Raw genomic sequence first — 24,628 nt, forward strand, 5'->3', positions numbered from 1 at the left:
CTCACGCCCCCTTCGCGGCAGAGCGCACCAGCACGACGCCGCCCTTGGGGCCGGGGACGGCACCCTTGACGAGGAGAAGACCCCTCTCGGCGTCGACCGCGTGCACGGTCAGGTTCTGGGTGGTCTGGCGCACGTGGCCCATCCGGCCGGCCATGCGCAGGCCCTTGAAGACGCGGGACGGGGTGGACGCGCCACCGATCGACCCGGGCTTGCGGTGGTTGCGGTGGGCACCGTGCGAGGCACCGACGCCGGCGAAGCCGTGACGCTTCATGACACCGGCGGTGCCCTTGCCCTTGGTCGTCCCGACGACGTCCACCTGCTGCCCGGCCGTGAAGGCCTCGGCGGTGATCTCCTGCCCGAGCTGGTGCTCGGCGGCGTCCGACGTCCGGATCTCGGCCACGTGCCGGCGCGGCGTGACGCCGGCCTTCTCGAAGTGGCCCTTGAGGGGCTGGGTGACCTTACGGGGGTCGATCTGCCCGTAGGCGAGCTGAACCGCGGCGTAGCCGTCGGTCTCAGCGGTCCGCACCTGGGTCACCACGTTGGTGCCCACCTGCACGACCGTCACCGGGACGAGCTTGCCGGCCTCGTCCCACACCTGGGTCATGCCCAGCTTGGTGCCGAGCGCCGCGGTCACGGGCTTCGCGTTCTGGGGAAGGGTGGTCATCGTGATCTCCTGCCCGGCCTCAGAGCTTGATCTCGATGTTCACGTCCGCGGGCAGGTCGAGTCGCATGAGCGAGTCGACTGCCTTCGGCGTGGGATCGATGATGTCGATGAGGCGCTTGTGCGTGCGCATCTCGAAGTGCTCGCGGCTGTCCTTGTACTTGTGAGGCGACCGAATGACGCAGAACACGTTCTTCTCCGTCGGCAGCGGCACCGGACCCACGACCGTCGCACCAGCGCGCGTCACCGTGTCGACGATCCTGCGCGCCGAGCTGTCGATGACCTCGTGGTCGTAGGACTTGAGCCGGATGCGGATCTTCTGTCCCGCCATGGCGTCGTCTGACTCTCTCTCTCGAACCGCTAGCTGTCCGACCCCCGCACTCGGGCGTGTCGCTTGTCGCGACACATCCTTGCGCTGCGCACCGTGAGGCACGAGGTCGTTGGATGCTGTCTGGACCCGCTCCGCGCTTCGCGCAGAACCTGATCCTCAACGTCTGTCTTCGTACGTGGTTGCCGGCCTGCGACCGTCCTGCAGGCGACGAGCGCCTCCGGGCACCGCACCGCGGACATGACCGCGCCGGGCAACCTGAACAGTGTGCCAGACATCCGCCGCGTTGACCAATCCTCCGAGGACGGTCGACGTGGGGCGGGTGCCGCCGCGCCCGTTGACGGGCGCACAGGCCGAGGGCCCGGGCGCCTCAGCGCCCGGGCCCTCGTGGACGTCACTTGATGATCTTGGTGACCTTGCCCGAACCCACGGTGCGGCCACCCTCACGGATGGCGAAGCCGAGGCCTTCCTCCATGGCGATCGGCTGGATCAGCTCGACCGTCATCTCGGTGTTGTCGCCGGGCATGACCATCTCGGTGCCCTCGGGCAGCGTGATGACGCCGGTGACGTCGGTGGTGCGGAAGTAGAACTGCGGGCGGTAGTTCGAGTAGAACGGGTTGTGACGCCCGCCCTCGTCCTTCGCCAGGATGTAGACCTGGGCCTCGAAGTCGGTGTGCGGGGTGATGGAACCCGGCTTCACGACGACCTGACCGCGCTCGACGTCCTCACGCTTGGTACCACGGAGCAGCAGACCGCAGTTCTCGCCGGCCCACGCCTCGTCCATCTGCTTGTGGAACATCTCGATACCGGTGACCGTGGTCTTCTGAGCCTCGCGGATACCCACGATCTCGACCTCGGAGTTGATCGCGAGCTTGCCGCGGTCGACCTTGCCGGTGACGACGGTGCCACGGCCCGTGATGGTGAAGACGTCCTCGATCGGCATGAGGAACGGCTTGTCCATGTCGCGAACGGGCTCCGGGACGTTCTCGTCCACAGCCTCCATGAGGTCCTGGACCGACTTGACCCAGGTGGCGTCGCCCTCGAGCGCCTTCAGACCCGAGACCCGGATGACCGGGGCGTCGTCCCCGTCGAAGCCCTGCGAGGAGAGGAGCTCACGCACCTCCATCTCGACGAGCTCGAGGATCTCCTCGTCGTCGACCATGTCGGACTTGTTCAGGGCGACCAGCAGGTAGGGAACGCCGACCTGGCGGGCGAGCAGCACGTGCTCACGCGTCTGCGCCATCGGACCGTCGGTCGCGGCCACCACGAGGATCGCGCCGTCCATCTGCGCGGCACCCGTGATCATGTTCTTGATGTAGTCCGCGTGACCGGGAGCGTCGACGTGCGCGTAGTGACGCTTCTCGGTCTGGTACTCGACGTGCGCGATGTTGATCGTGATACCGCGCTGCTTCTCCTCAGGCGCCTTGTCGATCTCGTCGAACGGCGTGAAGGGGTTCAGCTCGGGGTACTGGTCGTGCAGCACCTTCGAGATCGCAGCGGTCAGCGTCGTCTTGCCGTGGTCGACGTGACCGATGGTCCCGATGTTGACGTGCGGCTTGGTCCGCTCGAACTTGGCCTTCGCCACTGGGGTCCTCCTCGGACTCGGGTAGTTGTGCCGAACGTTGCAGGTGCCGGATGACGCCTGCGGGGCGCGGCTGTCTCTACAGGTTGATGGTTGTTACTGGTGGTCGACCTGTGGGACTACTCGCCCCGGGTCTTCTTGATGATCTCCTCGGCAACAGCCCGAGGAACCTCGGCGTAGCTGTCGAACTGCATCGAGTACACCGCGCGACCCTGCGTCTTGGAACGCAGGTCACCGACATAGCCGAACATCTCCGACAGGGGCACCTGAGCGCGGACGACCTTCACGCCCGTCGCGTCCTCCATGGACTGGATCATGCCGCGACGCGAGTTGATGTCGCCGATGACCTCGCCCATGTACTCCTCAGGAGTACGGACCTCGACGGCCATGACCGGCTCGAGGAGAACCGGGTCGGCCTTGCGGACCGCTTCCTTGAGGATCATCGAGCCGGCGATCTTGAACGCCATCTCCGAGGAGTCGACGTCGTGCGACGCGCCGTCCAGGAGCGTGGCCTTGATCCCGACGAGCGGGAAGCCGGCGAGCACACCGAGCTCCATCGCGGACTGGATCCCGGCGTCGACGCTCGGGATGTACTCACGCGGGACGCGGCCACCGGTGACGGCGTTCGAGAACTCGTACAGCTCGCCGTCCTCGGACTCCAGCGGCTCGAAGGTCATCTGGACCTTCGCGTACTGGCCCGAACCACCGGTCTGCTTCTTGTGCGTGTAGTCGATCTTCTCGACCTTGCGGCGGATCGTCTCGCGGTACGCGACCTGAGGCTTGCCGACGTTCGCCTCGACCTTGAACTCGCGTCGCATCCGGTCCACCAGGATGTCCAGGTGGAGCTCGCCCATCCCGCCGATGACGGTCTGGCCGGTCTCCTCGTCGAGGCGGACGCGGAACGTCGGGTCCTCCTCGGCGAGCTTCTGGATCGCGGTGGAGAGCTTCTCCTGGTCGCCCTTGGTCTTGGGCTCGATGGCCACGTCGATCACCGGCTCGGGGAACGTCATCGACTCCAGCACGACCTGCTTGGCGGGGTCGCACAGCGTGTCACCCGTGGTGACGTCCTTGAGTCCGATGAACGCGTAGATGTGGCCGGCGATGGCCTCCTCGACCGGGTTCTCCTTGTTGGAGTGCATCTGGAAGAGCTTCCCGATGCGCTCCTTCTTGCCCTTGGTCGAGTTCACGACCTGGGCACCGGAGGGGACCTTGCCCGAGTACACGCGGACGTAGGTCAGCTTGCCGAAGAACGGGTGGGTCGCGACCTTGAACGCCAGTGCCGAGAAGGGCTCCGACGTCGAGGGGTCGCGAGTGATCACCTCGTCCTCGTTGCCGACCGCGTGACCGGAGACCGACGCCACGTCCAGGGGCGTCGGCAGGTAGTCGATCACGGCGTCGAGCATGGGCTGCACGCCCTTGTTCTTGAACGCCGAGCCGCAGAAGACCGGGTACGCCTCGCTCGAGACCGTGAGCTTGCGGATACCCGCCTTGAGCTCGGCGAGCGTGAGCTCCTCCCCGCCGAGGTACTTCTCGAGGAGCTCCTCGTCAGCCTCGGCCACGGCCTCGACCAGCTGGCCGCGGTACTCCTCGGCCTTGGCCTGGAGGTCCGCCGGGATCTCCTCGGTCGTGTAGGCCTCACCCAGGGGGGTCTCCCCACGCCAGGTCAGGGCCTTCATCTCGAGCAGGTCCACGACGCCGACGAAGTCGCTCTCGGACCCGATCGGCAGCTGCATCACCAGCGGCTTCGCCTTCAGCCGGTTGATGATCGTGTCGACCGTGAAGTAGAAGTCGGCGCCCAGCTTGTCCATCTTGTTGACGAAGCAGATGCGCGGAACGTCGTACTTGTCCGCCTGGCGCCACACCGTCTCGGACTGGGGCTCGACACCCTCCTTGCCGTCGAACACCGCGACCGCACCGTCGAGCACCCGCAGCGACCGCTCCACCTCGACGGTGAAGTCGACGTGACCAGGGGTGTCGATGATGTTGATCTGGTTGTTCTTCCAGTAGCAGGTCGTCGCGGCCGACGTGATCGTGATGCCGCGCTCCTGCTCCTGCTCCATCCAGTCCATGGTCGAGGCGCCGTCGTGCGTCTCGCCCATCTTGTAGTTGACCCCGGTGTAGAACAGGATCCGCTCGGTCGTGGTCGTCTTACCGGCGTCGATGTGGGCCATGATGCCGATGTTGCGGACCTTCTTGAGGTCGGTCAGCACGTCAAGTGCCACGGTGTGAAGCCCTTCTTCGAAGCAGTCGGGGGCGCCGGGTCGACGCCGGGATCACCAGCGGTAGTGCGCGAACGCCTTGTTCGACTCTGCCATCTTGTGCATGTCCTCGCGACGCTTGACAGCGGCACCCAGGCCGTTGCTCGCGTCGAGGATCTCGTTCATGAGGCGCTCGGTCATCGTCTTCTCGCGACGGGCGCGGGCGAAGTCGACGAGCCACCGCAGCGCGAGCGTGGTCGCGCGGACGGGACGGACCTCGACCGGCACCTGGTAGGTCGCACCACCGACACGACGCGACTTGACCTCGAGCGCGGGGCGCACGTTCTCGAGCGCGCGCTTGAGGACGACGACGGGGTCGCCACCGGTCTTCTCGCGCGCACCCTCGAGGGCGCCGTGCACGATCGACTCTGCGACGGACTTCTTGCCGTCCTGCAGCACCTTGTTGATCAGCTGGGTGACGACGGGCGACCCGTAGACGGGGTCGGCGACGAGCGGCCGCTTGGGGGCCGGGCCCTTACGAGGCATCAGCTCTTCTCCTTCTTGGCGCCGTACCGGCTCCGTGCCTGCTTGCGGTTCTTGACGCCCTGCGTGTCGAGAGCACCGCGGACGATCTTGTAGCGCACGCCGGGAAGGTCCTTCACACGGCCGCCACGCACGAGCACGATCGAGTGCTCCTGCAGGTTGTGCCCCACGCCGGGGATGTAGGCCGTGACCTCGATCTGGCTCGAGAGCTTCACACGCGCCACCTTGCGCAGTGCGGAGTTCGGCTTCTTGGGTGTGGTGGTGTAGACGCGGGTGCACACACCGCGCCGCTGCGGGCTGCCCTTGAGGGCCGGCGTCTTCGAGGAGGACGCCTTCGACGTCCTCCCCTTGCGCACGAGCTGCTGGATCGTGGGCACTACATCTCCGTGTCTCTCGGTACTGCTCGTCTGGTCGACCGCCGGATGGTCGGTCACGAGGAGCGACGACGCCGCTCCTGGGGTCTTTCGTCCCGTCGACGCCATACTCCGACCCCCGCACCCGGGCGTGTCGCCCCGTTCGGGCCCGACACCGACCGCCTTGAGCAGAGCGGTTGGGGCCGTGCCCACGGGTTGCACCCCGGCCCCGCACCCGCCTGACCTCCCCACGGGAGGCTACGAACGGAGCGGTGCACGCACGAGAGCCCGACGACGCGGGCACAGGGGCTTACGTTACCCGGTGGTCCCTACAGCGTCAAAGCGCGCCGCAACGCCGTCGGGGACCTGCCGCACGGCAGGTCCCCGACGCATCAGGACGCTGTCAGCGAAGGTCGCCGAAGTCGATGTCCTCGAGCGGGATCGCCTCACCGGAACCGACACCCAACGGCGGGAAGTCGATCTCGTCGTACCCGAAGCTCGGGTACAGCTCGGCCTTCGCCTCTTCGGTGGGCTCCACCTGCACGTTCCGGTACCGGGGCAGGCCGGTACCGGCCGGGATGAGCTTACCGATGATGACGTTCTCCTTGAGGCCGAGCAACGGATCGCTCCGCCCGCTCATCGCGGCCTCGGTGAGCACCCGCGTCGTCTCCTGGAAGGACGCCGCCGACAGCCACGAGTCCGTCGCGAGCGACGCCTTCGTGATGCCCATCAGCTCCGGACGACCCGAGGCAGGCTGACCGCCCTCGGCGATGGCCCGACGGTTCGCGTCCTCGAAGCGCCCACGCTCGGCGAGCTCGCCCGGCAGCAGGTCCGTGTCCCCGGAGTCCAGCACCGTGACCCGACGCAGCATCTGCCGGACGATCACCTCGATGTGCTTGTCGTGGATGTCCACACCCTGGGAACGGTAGGTCTCCTGGACCTCGTCCACCAGGTGCTTCTGGGTCGCACGCGGGCCCAGGATCCGCAGCACCTTCTTCGGGTCGATCGCACCCTGGACCAGCTGGGTGCCGACCTCGACGTGGTCACCGTCCTCGACCAGCAGCCGGGACCGCTTGGTGATCGGGTACGCGATCTCCTCGGAGCCGTCGTCCGGGGTGAGCAGGATTCGACGCGTCCGCTCGGACTCGTCGATCGTGACCCGCCCGGAGAACTCCGCGATCGTGCCCTCACCCTTCGGGGTGCGCGCCTCGAACAGCTCCTGGACACGCGGCAGACCCTGGGTGATGTCGTCGGCCGAGGCCACACCACCGGTGTGGAACGTCCGCATCGTCAGCTGGGTGCCGGGCTCACCGATCGACTGGGCCGAGATGATGCCCACGGCCTCACCGATGTCGACCAGCTTGCCCGTGGCCAGGGACCGGCCGTAGCACCGGGCACAGGTGCCCACCCGCGACTCGCACGTCAGGACCGAGCGGACCTTGATCTCCGTGACGCCGGCCTCGAGCAGCGTGCCGATCAGCACGTCACCCGCGTCGTCGCCGGCGTGGGCCACGACGGACCCGTCAGCGGCCGTCACGTCCGTGGCGACGGTCCGGGCGTAGATGCTCGTCTCGACCTTCTCGTGGCGCACCAGGGTGCCGTCCGCGAGCTTCTCCGCCACCGGCAGGGTCAGGCCCCGCTCGGTACCGCAGTCGTCCTCGCGGATGATGACGTCCTGCGACACGTCGACCAGGCGCCTGGTGAGGTAGCCCGAGTCGGCGGTACGCAGGGCGGTGTCGGCCAGACCCTTACGCGCACCGTGGCTCGCGATGAAGTACTCGAGGACCGACAGACCCTCACGGTAGTTCGACTTGATGGGCCGCGGGATGATCTCACCCTTGGGGTTGGCCACCAGGCCACGCATACCGGCGATCTGACGGACCTGCATCCAGTTCCCTCGCGCACCCGAACCGACCATGCGGTTCAGCCCGTTGTGGCGCGGGAAGTTCTTCTGCATCGCCTTGGCGACCTCGTCGGTCGCCTGCGTCCAGATCTCGATGAGCTCCTGACGTCGCTCGTCGTCGGTGATCAGACCCTTGTCGTATTGGCCCTGGATACGAGCCGCACGCGCCTCGTAGTCCTCCAGGATGGCCGTCTTCGCCTCAGGGATCGGGATGTCCGAGATCGCGATGGTCACACCCGAACGCGTGGCCCACCGATACCCGGCGTCCTTGAGCGCGTCCAGGCTCGCCGCGACCTCGACCTTCGGGTAACGCTCGGCGAGGTCGTTGACGATGGCCGAGAGGCGCTTCTTGTCGACCTCCTCGTTGATGTACGGGTAGTCGACCGGGAGCAGCTCGTTGAACAGCGCCCGACCCAGCGTGGTCTCCATGCGCAGCGGGTCGCCCGGCGCCCAGTCCTCGGGCACCTCCAGACCCGTGGGCGGCACGACCTCGGGGAAGCGCAGCTGGATGCGCGCGTTGAGGTCCAACGTCCCCTGGTCGAACGCGAGGATCGCCTCGGCCACGGAGGAGAACGCACGCCCGTCGCCGAGCGCCTCGTCCTTGTCCGTCGTCAGGTGGAACAGGCCGATGATCATGTCCTGCGAGGGCATGGTCACCGGACGGCCGTCCGACGGCTTGAGGATGTTGTTGCTCGACAGCATCAGGATGCGGGCCTCGGCCTGCGCCTCGGTGCTCAGCGGCAGGTGGACCGCCATCTGGTCACCGTCGAAGTCGGCGTTGAACGCACCGCAGACCAGCGGGTGCAGGTGGATGGCCTTGCCCTCCACCAGCACCGGCTCGAACGCCTGGATGCCCAGACGGTGCAGCGTCGGCGCGCGGTTGAGCAGAACCGGGTGCTCGGTGATGACCTCTTCGAGCACGTCCCACACCTGCGGGCGTGCACGCTCGACCATGCGCTTGGCGCTCTTGATGTTCTGCGCGTGGTTGAGGTCCACGAGCCGCTTCATCACGAACGGCTTGAACAGCTCGAGAGCCATCTGCTTGGGCAGGCCGCACTGGTGCAGCTTGAGCTCGGGGCCGACCACGATGACCGAACGGCCCGAGTAGTCGACACGCTTACCGAGCAGGTTCTGGCGGAAACGCCCCTGCTTGCCCTTGAGCATGTCCGAGATCGACTTGAGCGGCCGGTTGCCCGGACCGGTCACCGGACGTCCGCGGCGGCCGTTGTCGAACAGCGCGTCGACGGCCTCCTGGAGCATCCGCTTCTCGTTGTTGACGATGATCTCGGGTGCACCGAGGTCCAGCAGACGCTTCAGCCGGTTGTTGCGGTTGATGACCCGGCGGTACAGGTCGTTCAGGTCCGAGGTGGCGAAACGGCCACCGTCGAGCTGGACCATCGGACGCAGGTCCGGCGGGATGACCGGCACGGCGTCCAGGACCATGCCCTGAGGGTTGTTCGTCGTCGTCAGGAACGCGTTCACGACCTTCAGGCGCTTGAGCGCACGCGTCTTGCGCTGCCCCTTGCCCGACCGGATGATCTCGCGGAGGTTCTCCGCCTCGGCCACGAGGTCGAAGTCCTGCAGGCGCTTCTGGATCGCGGCAGCGCCCATCGCACCGGTGAAGTAGTTGCCGTAACGGTCCTGCAGCTGGCGGTACAGGAGCTCGTCACCCTCGAGGTCGGCGACCTTGAGGTTCTTGAACCTGTCCCACACCTGGTCCAGGCGGTCCAGCTCGGCATCCGCACGCTTGCGCAGCTGGGCCATCTCGCGCTCGGCGGAGTCGCGGACCTTGCGGCGCGCGTCGGCCTTGGCGCCCTCGGCCTCCAGCTGGGCCAGGTCCTCCTCCAGGCGACGGGCGCGCTTGTCGATGTCGACGTCGCGGCGGTTGGTGATCTCCTTCTTCTCCAGGTCGATCTCGTTCTGGAGGTTGGGGAGGTCCTCGTCCCGGCCCTGCTCGTCGACCTCGGTGATCATGTAGGCCGCGAAGTAGATGACCTTCTCGAGGTCCTTCGGAGCCAGGTCCAGCAGGTACCCCAACCGCGAGGGCACACCCTTGAAGAACCAGATGTGGGTCACCGGGGCGGCGAGCTCGATGTGGCCCATCCGCTCACGGCGGACCTTGGAGCGCGTCACCTCGACGCCGCAGCGCTCACAGATGATGCCCTTGAAGCGCACGCGCTTGTACTTGCCGCAGTAGCACTCCCAGTCCCGGGTGGGACCGAAGATCTTCTCGCAGAAGAGCCCGTCCTTCTCCGGCTTGAGCGTCCGGTAGTTGATGGTCTCGGGCTTCTTGACCTCACCGTGCGACCAGCTGCGGATGTCCTCCGCGGTCGCCAGGCCGATGCGCAGCTCGTCGAAGACGTTGACGTCGAGCAAGGTTCCTACTTCCTTCGTCAGTCCGTATCACCGTTCAAGGCCGGTGGGAGCCGGTGGCTGGCGCCGGGGAGCGTGGGACGCTCCCCGGCCGCAGCGGATCAGATCTCTTCGACGTTCGAGGCGTTGGGGCGGCGGGACAGGTCGATGCCCAGCTCCTCCGCGGCCCGGTAGACCTCGTCGTCGGACTCCTTCATGTCGATGTGCCCGCCCTCGGAGTTGAGGACCTCGACGTTCAGGCAGAGCGACTGCATCTCCTTCAGGAGGACCTTGAACGACTCCGGGATTCCCGAGTCGGGGATGTTCTCGCCCTTGACGATCGCCTCGTAGACCTTGACGCGACCAGGCACGTCGTCGGACTTGATGGTGAGCAGCTCCTGCAAGGTGTAGGCCGCGCCGTACGCCTCCAGCGCCCACACCTCCATCTCACCGAACCGCTGACCACCGAACTGCGCCTTACCACCCAGCGGCTGCTGCGTGATCATCGAGTACGGGCCGGTCGAGCGCGCGTGGATCTTGTCGTCCACCAGGTGGTGGAGCTTGAGGATGTACATGTAGCCCACCGCGACCGGCTCCGGGAACGGCTCACCGGAGCGGCCGTCGAACAGGCGCGTCTTGCCCGAGGAGTCGACCAGCCGGTCACCGTCACGGTTGGTGTGCGTCACGTCCAGCAGACCGGTCAGGACGTTCTCGGGCACACCGTCGAACACCGGCGTCGCGACCGGGGTCCCCGGCGCGCTGCGCTCGGCAGCCGGCGGGACGTCCGCCGCCCACTGCGCACCGTCCGCGGCGAGCTCGATGTCCCACCCCTGCTTGGCCACCCACCCCAGGTGGGTCTCCAGGACCTGGCCGACGTTCATTCGGCCAGGCACACCCAGCGGGTTCAGGACGATGTCCACGGCGGTCCCGTCGGCGAGGAACGGCATGTCCTCCACCGGCAGGATCTTGGCGATGACGCCCTTGTTGCCGTGACGCCCGGCGAGCTTGTCACCGTCGGTGATCTTGCGGCGCTGGGCGATGTACACCCGCACCAGCTCGTTCACGCCGGCGGGCAGCTCGTCGCCGTCCTCACGGTTGAAGGTGCGGACCTCGATGACCGTCCCGGACTCGCCGTGCGGCACCTTGAGCGAGGTGTCGCGCACCTCGCGCGCCTTCTCGCCGAAGATCGCGCGGAGCAGGCGCTCCTCCGGGGTCAGCTCCGTCTCGCCCTTCGGGGTGACCTTGCCGACCAGCACGTCACCGGCACTGACCTCGGCACCGATCCGCACGATCCCGCGCTCGTCGAGGTCCGCGAGGACCTCCTCGGAGACGTTCGGGATGTCACGGGTGATCTCCTCGGGCCCGAGCTTGGTGTCACGGGCGTCGACCTCGTGCTCCTCGATGTGGATCGAGGTCAGGACGTCGTCCTGCACCAGGCGCTGGCTGAGGATGATCGCGTCCTCGTAGTTGTGGCCCTCCCAGGACATGAACGCGACCAGCAGGTTGCGGCCCAGGGCGAGCTCGCCCTCGTCGGTGGCCGGACCGTCGGCGAGGACCGAGCCGACCTCGACCCGGGCGCCCTCGTCGACCAGCACCCGCTGGTTGTAGGACGTGCCCTGGTTCGAGCGGCGGAACTTCGCGACCCGGTACGTGGACGTCGTGGCGTCGTCGTTCGCGACGGTCACCAGGTCGGCGGAGACCTCGGTCACCACGCCCGGCTTGGTCGCGACGATCACGTCGCCGGCGTCGACGGCGGCACGGCGCTCCATGCCCGTACCCACCAGCGGCGCCTCGGAGCGGACCAGCGGCACGGCCTGGCGCTGCATGTTCGCGCCCATGAGCGCACGGTTGGCGTCGTCGTGCTCCAGGAAGGGGATCATCGCCGTGGCGACCGACACCATCTGGCGCGGCGAGACGTCCATGTAGTCGACCATCGTGGGCGGCACGATCTCGACCTCGCCGCCCTTGACGCGCACGAGCACGCGGTCCTCGACGAACCCGCCGTCCTCACCGAGCTCGGCGTTGGCCTGCGCGATGACGTACCGGTCCTCGTCGTCGGCCGTGAGGTAGTGGACCTCGTCGGTGACCTTGCCGTCGGTGACCTTGCGGTACGGGGTCTCGACGAACCCGAACGCGTTGATCCGGCCGTAGGTCGCGAGCGAGCCGATCAGACCGATGTTCGGACCCTCAGGGGTCTCGATCGGGCACATGCGGCCGTAGTGGGAGGGGTGCACGTCACGCACATCCATGCCCGCGCGGTCCCGGGACAGACCGCCCGGGCCCAGGGCCGACAGGCGACGCTTGTGCGTCAGGCCGGCGAGCGGGTTGTTCTGGTCCATGAACTGCGACAGCTGGGACGTGCCGAAGAACTCCTTGATCGACGCCACGACCGGGCGGATGTTGATCAAGGTCTGCGGGGTGATCGCCTCGACGTCCTGCGTCGTCATCCGCTCACGGACGACGCGCTCCATGCGCGACAGACCCGTACGCACCTGGTTCTGGATGAGCTCACCGACCGCACGGATGCGGCGGTTGCCGAAGTGGTCGATGTCGTCGGTCTCGACACGGACCTCGACGCTCTCGCCCGCTCGGGTACCCGGCAGGGCCGTGACGTCGGCGTGCAGCGCCGCCATGTACTTGACCGTCGCGACGACGTCGCTGACGGACAGCACCGAGTCCGACAGGGGTGCGTCGATGCCGAGCTTCTTGTTGACCTTGTAGCGACCGACCTTGGCCATGTCGTACCGCTTGGGGTTGAAGTAGAAGTTCTCGAGCAGCGCCCGACCGGCCTCGACCGTGGGCGGCTCGCCCGGACGGATCTTGCGGTAGATGTCCAGCAGCGCGTCGTCCTGGGTGGACACGTGGTCCTTCTCCAGGGTCTCCAGGACCGCCGGGAACTCGGCGAACTCCTCGCGGATCTCCGCCTCGCTCAGGCCCAGGGCCTTGAGTAGGATCGTGACCGACTGCTTGCGCTTGCGGTCCACGCGGACACCGACGGCGTCGCGCTTGTCGATCTCGAACTCCAGCCACGCACCACGACTCGGGATGATCTTGGCGGTGAAGATGTCCTTGTCGGACGTCTTGTCCGGCGTCCGCTCGAAGTACACGCCCGGGGAACGGACCAGCTGCGAGACGACCACGCGCTCGGTGCCGTTGATGATGAACGTGCCGCGCTCGGTCATCAGGGGGAACTCCCCCATGAACACCGTCTGGCTCTTGATCTCGCCGGTGGTGTAGTTCACGAACTCCGCGGTGACGAACAGCGGCGCCGCGTAGGTGAAGTCCTTCTCCTTGCACTCCTCCGCCGTGTACTTGGGCGGTTCGAAGCGGTGGTCGCGGAAGGACAGGGACATCGTCCCGCCGAAGTCCTCGATCGGGGAGATCTCCTCGAAGATCTCCTCCAGACCCGAGGTCTCGGGGACGTCCTGTCGGCCCGCCTCCAGAGCGGCCGCCACACGCTCCTGCCACGCGGCGTTGCCCAGGAGCCAGTCGAAGTTCTCGGTCTGCAGCCCGAGGAGGTCAGGGACCTCGAGCGGCTCGAAGATCTTTGCGAAGGAGACGCGACGCGAAGCGGTGCGGTTCGCGATAGCGTCAGCGGACGGAGCAGAAGGGGTGCGCGAGGCAGCCAAGAGGGGTCCTTCCCTGCGGATCGAGTGCACGCGCGCGGGCCGACAGCACGCCCGTCCTCACACACCCACGACCTTCGGTCCGGCCACTGCACGAGGGGCGGTCCGAAGGGTCGAGTTGAGGGGGGCAGGCACAAGCCAGCGCAAAGCGCTAGCGTAGCCGGTCGCCCAAAGCGTGTCCAGCCCAGGCTCGAGCCGCCACTCGCCAGGCTAGCGCCCGAGACCGACAGCCACGTGTCGTCCCCAGGTGCCGGGGCCCCGGCACGCACGAGGCCCGCACCATCGGTGCGGGCCTCGTGGTGGTGCTGAACGCGGCGCGCCCTCGTGGGGCACGCCGTCGATCACTTGAGGGTGACGGTGGCGCCGGCGCCCTCGAGGGCAGCCTTGGCCTTCTCCGCGGTCTCCTTGTTCGCGCCCTCGAGCACGGGCTTGGGGGCGCCGTCGACGAGGTCCTTGGCCTCCTTCAGGCCCAGGCTCGTCAGCGCACGCACCTCCTTGATGACCTGGATCTTCTTGTCACCGGCAGCCTCGAGGACGACGTCGAACTCGTCCTTCTCCTCCTCGGCAGCGGCCTCGCCGCCGCCGCCGGCGGGCGCGGCGGCAACAGCGGCGACGGGGGCAGCCGCCGTGACCTCGAAGACCTCCTCGAAGGCCTTCACGAACTCGGAGAGCTCGATGAGGGTGAGCTCCTTGAAAGCGTCGATCAGCTCGTCGGTGGTGAGCTTCGCCATGGTGGCGTTCCTTCCTGGTTGCCCTGCTCACGTGAGCAGGTGGGGTGGTGTGTCGAGGGCAGGTGCCGACCTGAGGTCAGGCTGCCTGGTCCTCGGTCGCCCGCTTCTCACGCAGGGCATCGATGGTGCGCGCGGCCTGGGCCGTGGGCGCGGTGAACATGTACGCCGCCTGGTAGAGCGACGCCTTGAACGCGCCGGCCAGCTTGGCCAGCAGCACCTCGCGGGACTCGAGGTCCGCGAGCGTGGTGACGTCCCCCGCGCTCAGGACGCGCCCGTCGAGGACACCGCCCTTGATGACGAGCTGGGGGTTCGCCTTGGCGAAGTCACGCAGTCCCTTGGCCGCCTCGACCGGGTCACCGGTCACGAAGGCGACGGCCGACGGGCCCTTGAGGTGGTCGTCGAGGCCCTCGACGCCCGCCTGCTTGGCCGCGATGGCCGACAGCGTGTTCTTCACCACGGCGTAGCTTGCGTTGCCGCTCAGCGACCGACGCAGCTGCTTGAGCTGCGCCACGCTGAGCCCGCGGTACTCGGTCAGCATGACAGCGTTGGAGTCGCGGAACTGACCCGCGAGCTCCTCGACTGCGGCTGCCTTGTCCGGCCTCGCCATGGCAATCCTTCCGGTGGTGGTGCCGCAGGTCTGCGTCGTGCACGCCCCGGACATGAGAAGAGCCCCGCGCAGGCGCGGGGCTCGTAGGGCACGACCGCTGACGGTCCACCACATCGGAGTCACTCACCTGCGCCGGCCCCCGCTCAGTGCGGAGCTTCGGTCGATCACTGGCCCGGAGGCTTGCGAACGACGACCTGCGGTCTTGGGCTCAAGCAGGTTACGGGATCGGCCGGCCAGGACCAAATCGGGTCGGTCCCCTTCGCCAGGCACGGGCGTCGTCGCACCCGCCCGGGACGACCGCAGGCCGGTCCCGAGCGGGACCGGCCTGCGGTGACGTGACGGGACGGGCCGTCAGGCGGCGTCGTCCTCGGACGTGAGGTTGCGCGTCTTGTTCTGGTCGAGCGGGATGCTCGGACCCATCGTCGTGGTCACGAACGCCTTGATGATGTAACGCCCCTTGGACGACGACGGCTTGAGCCGCAGGACCTCGTCGAGGGTCGCGGCGTAGTTCTCGACCAGCTGGACGTCGCTGAACGAGGCCTTGCCGATGATGAAGTGCAGGTTCGCGTGCTTGTCCACACGGAACTCGATCTTGCCGCCCTTGATGTCGCCCACGGCCTTGGCCACGTCCATGGTGACGGTGCCAGTCTTCGGGTTGGGCATCAGCCCACGGGGCCCGAGGACCTTGCCCAGGCGCCCGACCTTGCCCATCAGGTCCGGGGTCGCGACCGCGGAGTCGAAGTCGGTGTAGCCGTCGGCCACCTTGGCGATGAGCTCGTCGCCGCCGACCTCGTCGGCACCCGCGGCCCGAGCCTGCTCGGCACGCTCACCGGTCGCGAACACGATGACCCGGGCGGTCTTGCCGGTGCCGTGGGGCAGGTTGACGGTTCCGCGGACCATCTGGTCGGCCTTGCGAGGGTCGACCCCGAGGCGGAACACGACCTCGACGGTCGCGTCGTACTTGATCGTCGAGGTCTTCTGGGCGAGGCGGATCGCCTCGAGAGGGGCGTACAGGCGGGAGCGGTCGATCAGCTCCTCGGAACGGCGGTACGCCTTGCTGCGCTGTGCCATCTGCGTGTCTCCTTGTGTGCAGTCGTGGTCGTCGGGCCAGCGCCTGGCCCTGCCACCCGCCCGGGCCGGTCGGCCCGGGCGGCGTACCCGTCAGGTCAGTCCTGGACGGTGATGCCCATCGAACGGGCGGTGCCGGCGACGATCTTCATCGCGGCGTCGATGTCGTTGGCGTTCAGGTCCTCGAGCTTGGTCTGGGCGATCTCCCGGACCTGGTCCTGGGTCAACGAGGCGACCTTGGTCGTGTGCGGTGTGGGCGAGCCCTTCGCCACGCCGGCGGCCTTCTTGATCAGCTCAGCCGCCGGAGGCGTCTTGGTGATGAAGGTGAAGGAACGGTCCTCGTAGACCGTGATCTCCACCGGCACCACGTTGCCGCGCTGCGACTCGGTCGCCGCGTTGTACGCCTTGCAGAACTCCATGATGTTGACGCCGTGCTGACCAAGGGCCGGGCCGATGGGCGGGGCGGGCGTCGCAGCACCGGCGTTGATCTGGAGCTTGATCAGGCCGGAGACCTTCTTCTTGGGGGGCATGATGCCTTCCCTCTCGTGTTCGTGGGCCGACGCCGTGGGCGATGACCCGGTTGCAGTGCTGTCGCGGGCGCTGCCCGGTCAGATCTTGGCGACCTGGTTGAACGACAGCTCGACCGGGGTCTCCCGGCCGAAGATGGAGACGAGCACCTTGAGCTTCTGCGCCTCGGCGTTGATCTCGGAGATCGTCGCGGGCAAGGTGTCGAACGGCCCGTCGGTGACGGTGACCGACTCGCCGACGGTGAAGTCGACCGCGATCTGCGGGGCCGAGGCCGCGGGCGCCGCCTTCTGCGGCGCCGGTGCGAGCGTCGGCGCCAGCATGGAGAAGACCTCGTCCTGGGTGAGGGGCACCGGCTGGTGGGTGTGACCCACGAACCCGGTGACACCGGGGGTGTGCCGCACGGCCCCCCAGGACTCGTCCGTGAGGTCCATGCGGACCAGCACGTAGCCGGGGATCCGCACCCGGCGCACGACCTTGCGCTGGGCGTTCTTGATCTCGGTGACCTCTTCCATGGGCACCTCGACCTGGAAGATGTAGTCCTCCATGTTGAGGCTCTGGGTGCGGTTCTCGAGGTTCGCCTTCACGCGGTTCTCGTACCCGGCGTAGGAGTGGATCACGTACCACTCCCCCGGCAGGCGGCGCAGCTCGGCGCGGAACTCCTCGACCGGGTCCTGCTCCTCGGGCTCGGCGTCGCCCGCGGGGACCTCGACCGATGCCTCGTCACCGTCCGCCTGGGCCTGGTCGCCATCGGGCTGGGCCTCGGGCTCGGAAGGCACGTCGACCTCGGCCTCGACGGCCTGCGGCTCGTCCTGCTCGGTCGGGTCCAACGGCTCCTGCGACACGAGGGCAACCTGCTTTCTGGGGTGAGGGTCCTGCGGTGACGGCTGCGGTGGCGGTGACGCGGCGCTCAGCCGCCGAAGATCCAGCCGACGGCGGTACCGATACCGAGGTCGATCACGGTGACGAACGCCATCACCACGGCCACGAAGACCAGCACGACCGACGTGTAGGTGATGAGCTCGGGGCGCGTGGGCCGCACGACCTTCTTGAGCTCGGCGACGACCTGGCGCACGAACAGCGCGATCCGTCCGAAGAGCCCACGACGGCGATCCTCGCTGCCCGGGCGCGTGCCACGGCCGGCGCCCTCGGCGCCGGACGCTGCCGCTGGTGCGGAATCGCTCACGGTTCTTCCCTCGGTCTCGACATGCCTGCGTGTGCACTGCACCGACCCGTCACGGCTCGGTCACGCAGGGCAGGCGGGACTCGAACCCACAACCGCCGGTTTTGGAGACCGGTGCGCTACCAATTGCGCCACTGCCCTTCGGTGGAACCGCCACCACCCTGAATCCGCTCGGACGGGCAGATCAGCACCCGACCGCACCCTCACGGGCACGCCTCATCATGGCGGAGGTCAACCACCAGCGGTCGAGTGTACGCGCTCCGCGCCCCTGGGGCGAACCGCGTAGACCGCGGCCCCCGCGGAACCCGCACCCGACCTCGGACGACGGTACCCCACGACACGCCCCGGGTGGCACCCGGGGCTCGCGGACACACGCTCGCGGTCATCGCGGCTCTGCCACTATGGACGGGTGACCCAGACACCTGCCGCTCCCAGGATCTCCCGTCGCGTCGGTGCCATCGCCGAGTCCGCGACGCTCGCCGTCGACTCCAAGGCCAAGGCCCTCAAGGCCGCCGGCCGGCCCGTGATCGGGTTCGGCGCCGGCGAGCCGGACTTCCCGACCCCGCAGTACGTCGTCGACGCCGCCGTCGCCTCCTGCTCCGCCCCGGCCAACCATCGCTACACCCCCGCCGCGGGGCTGCCCGACCTGCGCGAGGCCATCGCGGCCAAGACGCTGCGTGACTCCGGCTACGAGGTCGCCGCGAACCAGGTCCTGGTGACCAACGGTGGCAAGCAGGCCGTGTACCAGGCCTTCGCGACGATCGTCGACCCCGGCGACGACGTCCTCCTCCCCGCTCCGTACTGGACCACCTACCCCGAGGCGATCCGCCTGGCCGGGGGCAACCCCGTCGAGGTGTTCGCCGGCGCCGACCAGCAGTACCTGGTCACGGTCGAGCAGCTGGAGGCCGCACGCACCGACCGCACCAAGGCCCTGCTGTTCTGCTCACCGTCCAACCCCACCGGCGCGGTGTACAGCCCCGAGCAGACCGAGGAGATCGGCCGCTGGGCGCTCGAGCACGGCATCTGGGTGATCACCGATGAGATCTACGAGCACCTGCTCTACGACGACGCGGCTTTCACCCCGATCGTGAAGGCGGTCCCCGAGCTCGCCGACACGACCATCGTCCTGAACGGGGTCGCCAAGACGTACGCCATGACCGGCTGGCGCGTGGGCTGGATGATCTCGCCGGTGGACGTCACCAAGGCGGCGACGAACCTCCAGTCCCACCTGTCCTCGAACGTCGCCAACGTGTCCCAGCGGGCCGCGATCGCCGCACTCACCGGTGACCTCACAGCCGTCGAGGAGATGCGGGCCGCGTTCGACCGGCGGCGCCGGACCATGGTCGAGATGCTCTCGGCCATCGACGGGGTCCACTGCCCCACCCCGACCGGGGCGTTCTACGCCTACCCCAGCGTCGAGGGAGTCCTGGGCCGCACGATCCGCGGCGTCACCCCGACCACGTCCGCCGAGCTCGCCGCGCTGATCCTGGACGAGGCCGAGGTCGCCGTAGTCCCCGGGGAGGCGTTCGGCCCCAGCGGCTACCTGCGGCTGTCCTACGCGCTGGGTGACGAGGACCTGGCCGAGGGCGTGGGCCGGATCCAGCGCCTGCTCGCCGAGGCCGGCTGAGCCGACACGCACCACCCGGGACGGGGACCTGCCTCAGGGCGGGTCCCCGTCCCACGTCGGGGGTGGCGCGGCACTCACCGGCTCGGCCAGGATGACGCGGTGACCACCACCCCCGCCGTCCACGTGCGTGACCTACGCAAGCGGTACGGCACCAAGCAGGCGGTCGACGGCCTGGACCTGACCGTCGAGCACGGGGAGATCGTCGCGGTCCTGGGCCCCAACGGCGCCGGCAAGACCACGACCGTCGAGATCCTCGAAGGGCACCGGACCCGCGACTCCGGCGAGGTCAGCGTCCTGGGCACGGACCCCGGGCGCGCCGACCGGACCTGGCGGTCCCGGATCGGTGTCGTCCTCCAGGACGCCCACGACCAGGCCGAGCTCACCGTGCGGGAGCTCGTGCGCCACTTCGCCCTCTACTACCCGCGCCCCAGGGACCCCGAGGAGCTGATCACCGCGGTCGGGCTGGCGGACAAGGCCCGGACCCGCACCCGCCACCTCTCCGGCGGGCAACGCCGGCGCCTCGACGTGGCACTGGGCATCGTCGGGCGACCCGAGCTGGTCTTCCTCGACGAGCCGACCACCGGGTTCGACCCGCAGGCACGACGGTCCTTCTGGGACCTGGTGCGCCGCCTGCGGGACGACGGGGCCACGATCCTGCTCACCACCCACTACCTGGAGGAGGCCGACAACCTCGCCGACAGGTGCGCGGTGGTCCGCGACGGCACGGTCGTCGCCCTCGAGACGCCGGCGGCCCTGCGGGCCTCCGCGGCCGACCGGGTCCAGGTGCGCTGGACCGAGGACGGCGCACCCCGAGAGGTCGTCACCGCCACCCCGACCGCCGTGGTGCAGGAGCTCGCGTCCCGGCTCGGGGCCGAGGTCCCCGGGCTCCAGGTCCTGCGACCCACCCTGGAGGACGTCTACCTCTCGCTCGTGGGGGCCCAGGAGCCATGAGCCGCACCACGCGCCCGCCACGCACCGCGCTGCCCGCCCTCCCCCGGCTGGCCCTGGCCCGCACCGGCCTGGAGATCCGGCAGTTCTTCCGGGAGCGCGACGCGGTCTTCTTCATCTTCGCCTACCCCATCGTCATGCTCGCGATCTTCGCGCTGGTGTTCGGGCAGGACGGGAACCGCGTCGGGCCCGAACCCGGTGTGCCGTTCGCGCAGTACTTCCTGCCCGGCATGATCGCCACCGGGGTGCTGCTGTCCAGCTTCCAGAACCTCGCGCTGAGCGTCTCGGAGGAGCGCGACACCCGGGCTCTGAAGCGCCTGCGCAGCACGCCCATGCCTCCCTCCGCGTACTTCCTGGGGAAGACCGGATCGGTGCTGGTCACCAGCGTCGTGCAGATGGGCCTGCTGGTCGCCGCGGGGGCGTGGCTGTTCGGGGTGGAGCTGCCCGAGGACCCCGACCGCTGGCTGACCTTCGGCTGGGTGTTCGTGCTCGGCACCGCCGCCGGTGCGGTGTGCGGGGTCGCGTTCTCCTCCATCCCGCGCTCGGCGCGATCGGCCGCGGCGGTCGTCACACCTGTGGTCATCGTCCTGCAGTTCATCTCCGGGGTGTTCTTCCCTTTCTACGACCTACCCGGCTGGATGCAGCAGCTCGCCTCGCTGTTCCCGCTCAAGTGGATGGCGCAGGGGATGCGGTCGGTGTTCCTGCCCGACGCGGCCGTCGTCCTCGAGCCCGCCGGGTCCTGGGAGCACGACCGCATCGCCCTGGTCCTCCTGGCCTACCTGGTCGTGGGCCTGGTCGTCGGGGTGCGGACGTTCCGGTGGCTACGACGCGACGACGGGTGAGACCGGGTCCGGGGCACCGCACGACGGGCCGGGCGCGGCAGCCGCTGGCACACTGACCCGATGCGTGACCTGGCCCGGCTCCCCAAGGCCCACCTGCACCTGCACTTCACCGGCTCGATGCGGCTGGCGACCCTGGCCGAGCTCGCCGCCCACCAGGGCATGCGCCTGCCGGCCGCCCTGCTCGACGGGAACCCCCTGCAGGTCCCGGCCGACGCACGCGGATGGTTCCGGTTCCAACGCCTCTACGACGCGGCGCGGGCGTGCGTGCGCTCCGAGGCGCACATGAGGCGGATCGTCGCCGAAGCCGCCGAGGACGACGCGGCCGAGGGGTCCGGCCGTCTGGAGATCCAGGTCGACCCCACGTCGTACGCGCCCTTCGTCGGTGGCCTCACCCCGGCCCTGGAGATCGTCATGGACGAGGCCCGGGCGGCCAGTGCCCGCACCGGTGTGGAGGTCGGCGTCGTGGTCGCCGCCTCTCGGATGCGGCACCCGCTCGACGCGCGGACCCTGGCGCGCCTGGCCGCCAGGTACGCCGGTGACGGGCCCGGCCAGGTGGTGGGCTTCGGGCTGAGCAACGACGAGCGCAAGGGACGGACCAGCGAGTTCGCGCCGGCGTTCGCGATCGCGCGCAGAGCGGGCCTGGCATCCGTGCCGCACGGCGGCGAGCTGCTGGGGGCCGACCACGTGGGGGTCGTCCTGGAGCACCTGGAACCGGACCGGCTGGGCCACGGCGTCCGGGCCGTGGAGGACCCTCGGGTGCTGGACGACGTGGTGCGGCGGGGCGTGGCCCTGGAGGTCTGCCCCGCGTCCAACGTCTCCCTGGGGGTGTTCGCCGAGCACGAGCACCTTCCCCTGCGCCGGCTGGCATCCGCCGGCGCGACGCTCGCGCTGGGCGCGGACGACCCGCTGCTGTTCGGGTCACGCCTGGTCGAGCAGTACGAGGTCGCGCGCCGCGTCCACGGGCTGGACGACCGGGCGCTCGCCGAGCTGGCGCGGGGATCGGTCCGGGCCTCGCGCGCGACGCCGGGGACGACCCGCCGGCTGCTCGCAGGCATCGACCGCTGGCTCGCCGACCCGCACGGGCCCGGGACGGACGCTCAGAGCGAGCAGCCGACCAGCACCGGTTCCGGTTCGAGCGTGACCCCGAAGACCTGACGGACCCCGTCTCGGATCTCCCGTGCCAGTGCCAGGAGGTCCTGCGTGCGGCCACCGCCCCGGTGGGTCAGGGCCAGGGTGTGCTTGGTGGACAGGCCGACCACGCCGGGCAGGCCGTGGCCACGCCCGAACCCGGCGTGCTCGATGAGCCAGGCGGCGCTGGTCTTGACCAGCTCGGGGTCGACCGCACCCAGGCTCGGTCCCGTGCTGCGCTCCGGCCGGGGCGCGCGCACCGGGTAGCGGGGGGCGCCCTCGGGCAGGGTCGCGGCCAGCTCTGACGCCAGGACCGGGTTGGTGAAGAACGACCCCGCGCTCCACGTGTCGGGATCCTCGGCGTCCAGGACCATGCCCTTGCCGGCCCGAAGCTCCAGGACCGCGTCCCGCACCTCTGCCAGGGGCGCCCGGCCCCCGACCGGGACGTCCAGGCGTCGGGCGAGCTCGGCGTAGGCCACGGGGGTCGAGAGAGAACCGAGTCGCAGCTGCATACCGACCTCGAGCACCACGAAGCGCGGGCTGGGGTACCACGGGGTGGGGGCGCCGCCCGGACCGCGCAGGGAGCGCTTGAGGACCGAGGTGCGGTAGCCCAGGCCGAGGTCGGTGAGGGCGAGGGTCCGCACCCGTCCCTCCTGGCGGTCCAGGACGCGCACGGTGGACAGCACCCCGGCGACCTCCTGACCGTAGGCGCCGACGTTCTGCACCGGTGTGGCGCCCGTGGAGCCGGGGATTCCCGCGAGGGCCTCCACCCCGACCCACCCCTCGTCCACGGCGCGGTCCACGACCTGGCCCCACGGGGTGCCGGCGGTCACCGAGATGCTCGCGCCACCGCAGGTGTCGGCGGACTCCACCCGGACCTGCGCCCGCAGGTCCCGCACGACCAGGCCGTCGAAGCCGGCGTCGTCCACGACGAGGTTCGACCCACCTCCGAGCACGAGGACCGGTTCGCCGGCGGCGTCGGCGTCACGGACCGCGGCGACCAGCGCGGCCTCGTCGTCGGCCTCGACGTAACGGCCCACCGGGCCGCCCAGGCGCAGGGTGGTGAGCTCGGCGAGGGACGGAGCGGTGGCGCGGGGGGCAGGGTGGGTGGTCACGGGTCCAGGCTAGGCGCCGGCCCGTCGCCCGACCGCACCGCTGTGGGCAACGGCGCCGCCGCACGCACCACGAGGAGCCCGACGACCACGGGCGCGGCGATCACCAGGAGCGCGCCCCGGTACCCCACGTGCTCGGCGACAAGCCCGAGCAGCGGGGGCCCGGCCAGGAACGCGCTGTACCCGACCGTGGCCACGACCGCCACGCGCGGAGCAGCCCTGGCGGGGTCGTCCGAGGCCGCGCTCATGCCGACCGGGAACCCGAGCGCGGCACCGGCTCCCCAGGCCACGATCCCGACCACGGCGAGCCACAGCCACGGGGACATCCCGAAGACCAGCAGCCCGATGAGCGCCAGGCTCGACGACAGCCGCAGCACCGGCACCCGACCGAACCGGTCCAGCAGGACCGTGCCGCCGAACCTCATCGCCGTCATCGCCGCCACGAAGACCGCGAAGCCGAGTGCGCCCGCGGCGTCACCGGTACCGAACCCGTCGACGACCGCCAGCGCCACCCAGTCGTTGGCAGCGCCCTCGGTGAGCGCGGCCGCCAGGACGACGCACCCGATGAGCAGCGTGCGGGGCTCGCCCCAGGCCGACAAGGCACCACGACGGGGCTGCCCGGGTGCGGAGGCCGCCGGGTTGTGCGCGCCCTCGGGCAGGTACCGACGGACGCAGAGCAGGACCCCCACCACCGTGATCGACAGCGCCACGCCCAGATGGGCGGGTAGGGGCAGCCCTGCCCAGGCCGCCAACGCACCGCAGCCCGCACCGATGAGGGTGCCGATCGAGAACCCGGCGTGGAAGCGCGGCATGACCGACGTGCGCAGCTGCTGCTCGACCGCAGCGCCCTCGAGGTTCATGGCGGCGTCCCACATGCCCGTCCCGACCCCGAACAGGAGGAGGCCACCGGCGACCACCCACACGGTGGTGGCCGTCACGCCCGCACCGGCCACCAGGAGTCCGGTGACGGTCAGGAGCGCGAAGAAGGTGACGGTGCGTCGGGCACCCAGCCGTTGCACGACCACGCCCGACAGCGGGAGCGCGACCAGCGAGCCCACCGCGCCGACGAGCAGCAGCTGGCCGACCTCCCGGGGGCTGAGCACGAGCCCGTCGCGCACCGCGGGCATGCGCGAGGCCCAGGATGCGAACGTGAACCCGTTCAGCGCGAACGTGAGGGCCACCGCGACAGCTGCCGGGCGTGCCGCCACAGCCTCCGGGGTCCGCCCGGGCCGGGCCTGGGACGTGGTCATCGGGCGGCGACGGTGAGCGGCGCACGATCGGGTGCGCCGGTCGCGACGGGCGGGGACGCCG

20 protein-coding genes and 1 tRNA gene are annotated in these 24,628 nt (G+C 69.5%); 4 read left to right on the forward strand and 17 right to left on the reverse strand.

Going from position 1 to position 24,628, the window contains the following annotated elements; all coding sequences use genetic code 11:
* Position 1: 1 nt before the first annotated feature.
* The 15 genes from rplC to N869_RS00345 all read right to left on the reverse strand — a co-directional run bounded on the left by rplC (position 2) and on the right by N869_RS00345 (position 17,801).
* Positions 2-664 carry a 50S ribosomal protein L3 gene (rplC, locus tag N869_RS00275; protein ID WP_035056181.1) on the reverse strand — a complete coding sequence of 221 codons (663 nt, stop codon included), beginning with the start codon at positions 662-664 and terminating at the stop codon, positions 2-4.
* A 19-nt stretch (positions 665-683) separates the two neighbouring features.
* Positions 684-992: a 30S ribosomal protein S10 gene (rpsJ, locus tag N869_RS00280; protein WP_035056184.1), complete on the reverse strand. Its 309-nt coding sequence runs from the start codon at positions 990-992 to the stop codon at positions 684-686.
* 391 nt (positions 993-1,383) lie between these two features.
* Complete coding sequence (gene tuf, locus N869_RS00285) at positions 1,384-2,574, reverse strand: elongation factor Tu (protein WP_035056187.1); 1,191 nt, start codon at positions 2,572-2,574, stop codon at positions 1,384-1,386.
* Positions 2,575-2,690: 116 nt separating this feature from the next.
* The gene (gene fusA, locus N869_RS00290) at positions 2,691-4,793 is read right to left on the reverse strand and encodes an elongation factor G (RefSeq protein WP_035056191.1); all 2,103 of its coding nucleotides are present in this window, start codon (positions 4,791-4,793) and stop codon (positions 2,691-2,693) included.
* A 51-nt stretch (positions 4,794-4,844) separates the two neighbouring features.
* On the reverse strand, positions 4,845-5,315 hold the full coding sequence (gene rpsG / locus N869_RS00295; RefSeq protein ID WP_035056195.1) for a 30S ribosomal protein S7: 471 nt from the start codon (positions 5,313-5,315) through the stop codon (positions 4,845-4,847).
* Positions 5,315-5,689 carry a 30S ribosomal protein S12 gene (gene rpsL / locus N869_RS00300; protein WP_035056198.1) on the reverse strand — a complete coding sequence of 125 codons (375 nt, stop codon included), beginning with the start codon at positions 5,687-5,689 and terminating at the stop codon, positions 5,315-5,317. Before rpsL ends, rpsG begins: the two co-directional genes overlap by 1 nt.
* Before the next feature lie 379 nt (positions 5,690-6,068).
* Positions 6,069-9,944 (reverse strand): DNA-directed RNA polymerase subunit beta', encoded by a 3,876-nt coding sequence (locus N869_RS00305; RefSeq protein ID WP_035056201.1) that lies wholly within the window; start codon positions 9,942-9,944, stop codon positions 6,069-6,071.
* Positions 9,945-10,042: 98 nt separating this feature from the next.
* Complete coding sequence (gene rpoB, locus N869_RS00310; RefSeq protein WP_035056203.1) at positions 10,043-13,549, reverse strand: DNA-directed RNA polymerase subunit beta; 3,507 nt, start codon at positions 13,547-13,549, stop codon at positions 10,043-10,045.
* 338 nt (positions 13,550-13,887) lie between these two features.
* The gene (rplL, locus tag N869_RS00315; RefSeq protein ID WP_035056206.1) at positions 13,888-14,277 is read right to left on the reverse strand and encodes a 50S ribosomal protein L7/L12; all 390 of its coding nucleotides are present in this window, start codon (positions 14,275-14,277) and stop codon (positions 13,888-13,890) included.
* 76 nt (positions 14,278-14,353) lie between these two features.
* Positions 14,354-14,884: a 50S ribosomal protein L10 gene (gene rplJ, locus N869_RS00320; protein WP_035056209.1), complete on the reverse strand. Its 531-nt coding sequence runs from the start codon at positions 14,882-14,884 to the stop codon at positions 14,354-14,356.
* Positions 14,885-15,235: 351 nt separating this feature from the next.
* Positions 15,236-15,955 carry a 50S ribosomal protein L1 gene (gene rplA, locus N869_RS00325; protein ID WP_035056212.1) on the reverse strand — a complete coding sequence of 240 codons (720 nt, stop codon included), beginning with the start codon at positions 15,953-15,955 and terminating at the stop codon, positions 15,236-15,238.
* Positions 15,956-16,050: 95 nt separating this feature from the next.
* Positions 16,051-16,482 (reverse strand): 50S ribosomal protein L11, encoded by a 432-nt coding sequence (rplK, locus tag N869_RS00330; RefSeq protein ID WP_035056215.1) that lies wholly within the window; start codon positions 16,480-16,482, stop codon positions 16,051-16,053.
* Positions 16,483-16,560: 78 nt separating this feature from the next.
* Positions 16,561-17,322 carry a transcription termination/antitermination protein NusG gene (gene nusG / locus N869_RS00335; protein ID WP_035056218.1) on the reverse strand — a complete coding sequence of 254 codons (762 nt, stop codon included), beginning with the start codon at positions 17,320-17,322 and terminating at the stop codon, positions 16,561-16,563.
* A 65-nt stretch (positions 17,323-17,387) separates the two neighbouring features.
* Positions 17,388-17,663: a preprotein translocase subunit SecE gene (gene secE / locus N869_RS00340; RefSeq protein ID WP_035056221.1), complete on the reverse strand. Its 276-nt coding sequence runs from the start codon at positions 17,661-17,663 to the stop codon at positions 17,388-17,390.
* 65 nt (positions 17,664-17,728) lie between these two features.
* Positions 17,729-17,801, reverse strand: a tRNA-Trp gene (locus tag N869_RS00345).
* A gap of 268 nt (positions 17,802-18,069) precedes the next feature.
* On the opposite strand from N869_RS00345, the gene N869_RS00350 reads away from it, so the two are divergent.
* From N869_RS00350 to N869_RS00365, 4 genes are all read left to right on the forward strand, one after another.
* Positions 18,070-19,287 (forward strand): pyridoxal phosphate-dependent aminotransferase, encoded by a 1,218-nt coding sequence (locus N869_RS00350; protein WP_035056225.1) that lies wholly within the window; start codon positions 18,070-18,072, stop codon positions 19,285-19,287.
* 99 nt (positions 19,288-19,386) lie between these two features.
* Positions 19,387-20,238, forward strand: coding sequence for an ABC transporter ATP-binding protein (locus N869_RS00355; RefSeq protein ID WP_035056227.1), 852 nt, complete (start codon positions 19,387-19,389; stop codon positions 20,236-20,238).
* The gene (locus N869_RS00360; protein WP_035056229.1) at positions 20,235-21,077 is read left to right on the forward strand and encodes an ABC transporter permease; all 843 of its coding nucleotides are present in this window, start codon (positions 20,235-20,237) and stop codon (positions 21,075-21,077) included. Before N869_RS00355 ends, N869_RS00360 begins: the two co-directional genes overlap by 4 nt.
* A gap of 60 nt (positions 21,078-21,137) precedes the next feature.
* A complete protein-coding gene (locus N869_RS00365) occupies positions 21,138-22,232 on the forward strand; it encodes an adenosine deaminase (RefSeq protein ID WP_052104789.1) in 1,095 nt (364 codons plus the stop codon).
* Here the strand turns inward: N869_RS00365 and N869_RS00370 are convergent.
* Complete coding sequence (locus N869_RS00370) at positions 22,175-23,320, reverse strand: UDP-N-acetylmuramate dehydrogenase (protein ID WP_035056231.1); 1,146 nt, start codon at positions 23,318-23,320, stop codon at positions 22,175-22,177. The genes N869_RS00365 and N869_RS00370 overlap by 58 nt on opposite strands.
* Positions 23,317-24,567, reverse strand: a complete 1,251-nt coding sequence (locus tag N869_RS00375) for an MFS transporter (protein WP_035056234.1) — start codon at positions 24,565-24,567, stop codon at positions 23,317-23,319. Before N869_RS00375 ends, N869_RS00370 begins: the two co-directional genes overlap by 4 nt.
* Positions 24,568-24,628: the final 61 nt, after the last annotated feature.

It is taken from the genome of Cellulomonas bogoriensis 69B4 = DSM 16987 (genome assembly GCF_000767165.1).
GTDB lineage: Bacteria > Actinomycetota > Actinomycetes > Actinomycetales > Cellulomonadaceae > Actinotalea > Actinotalea bogoriensis.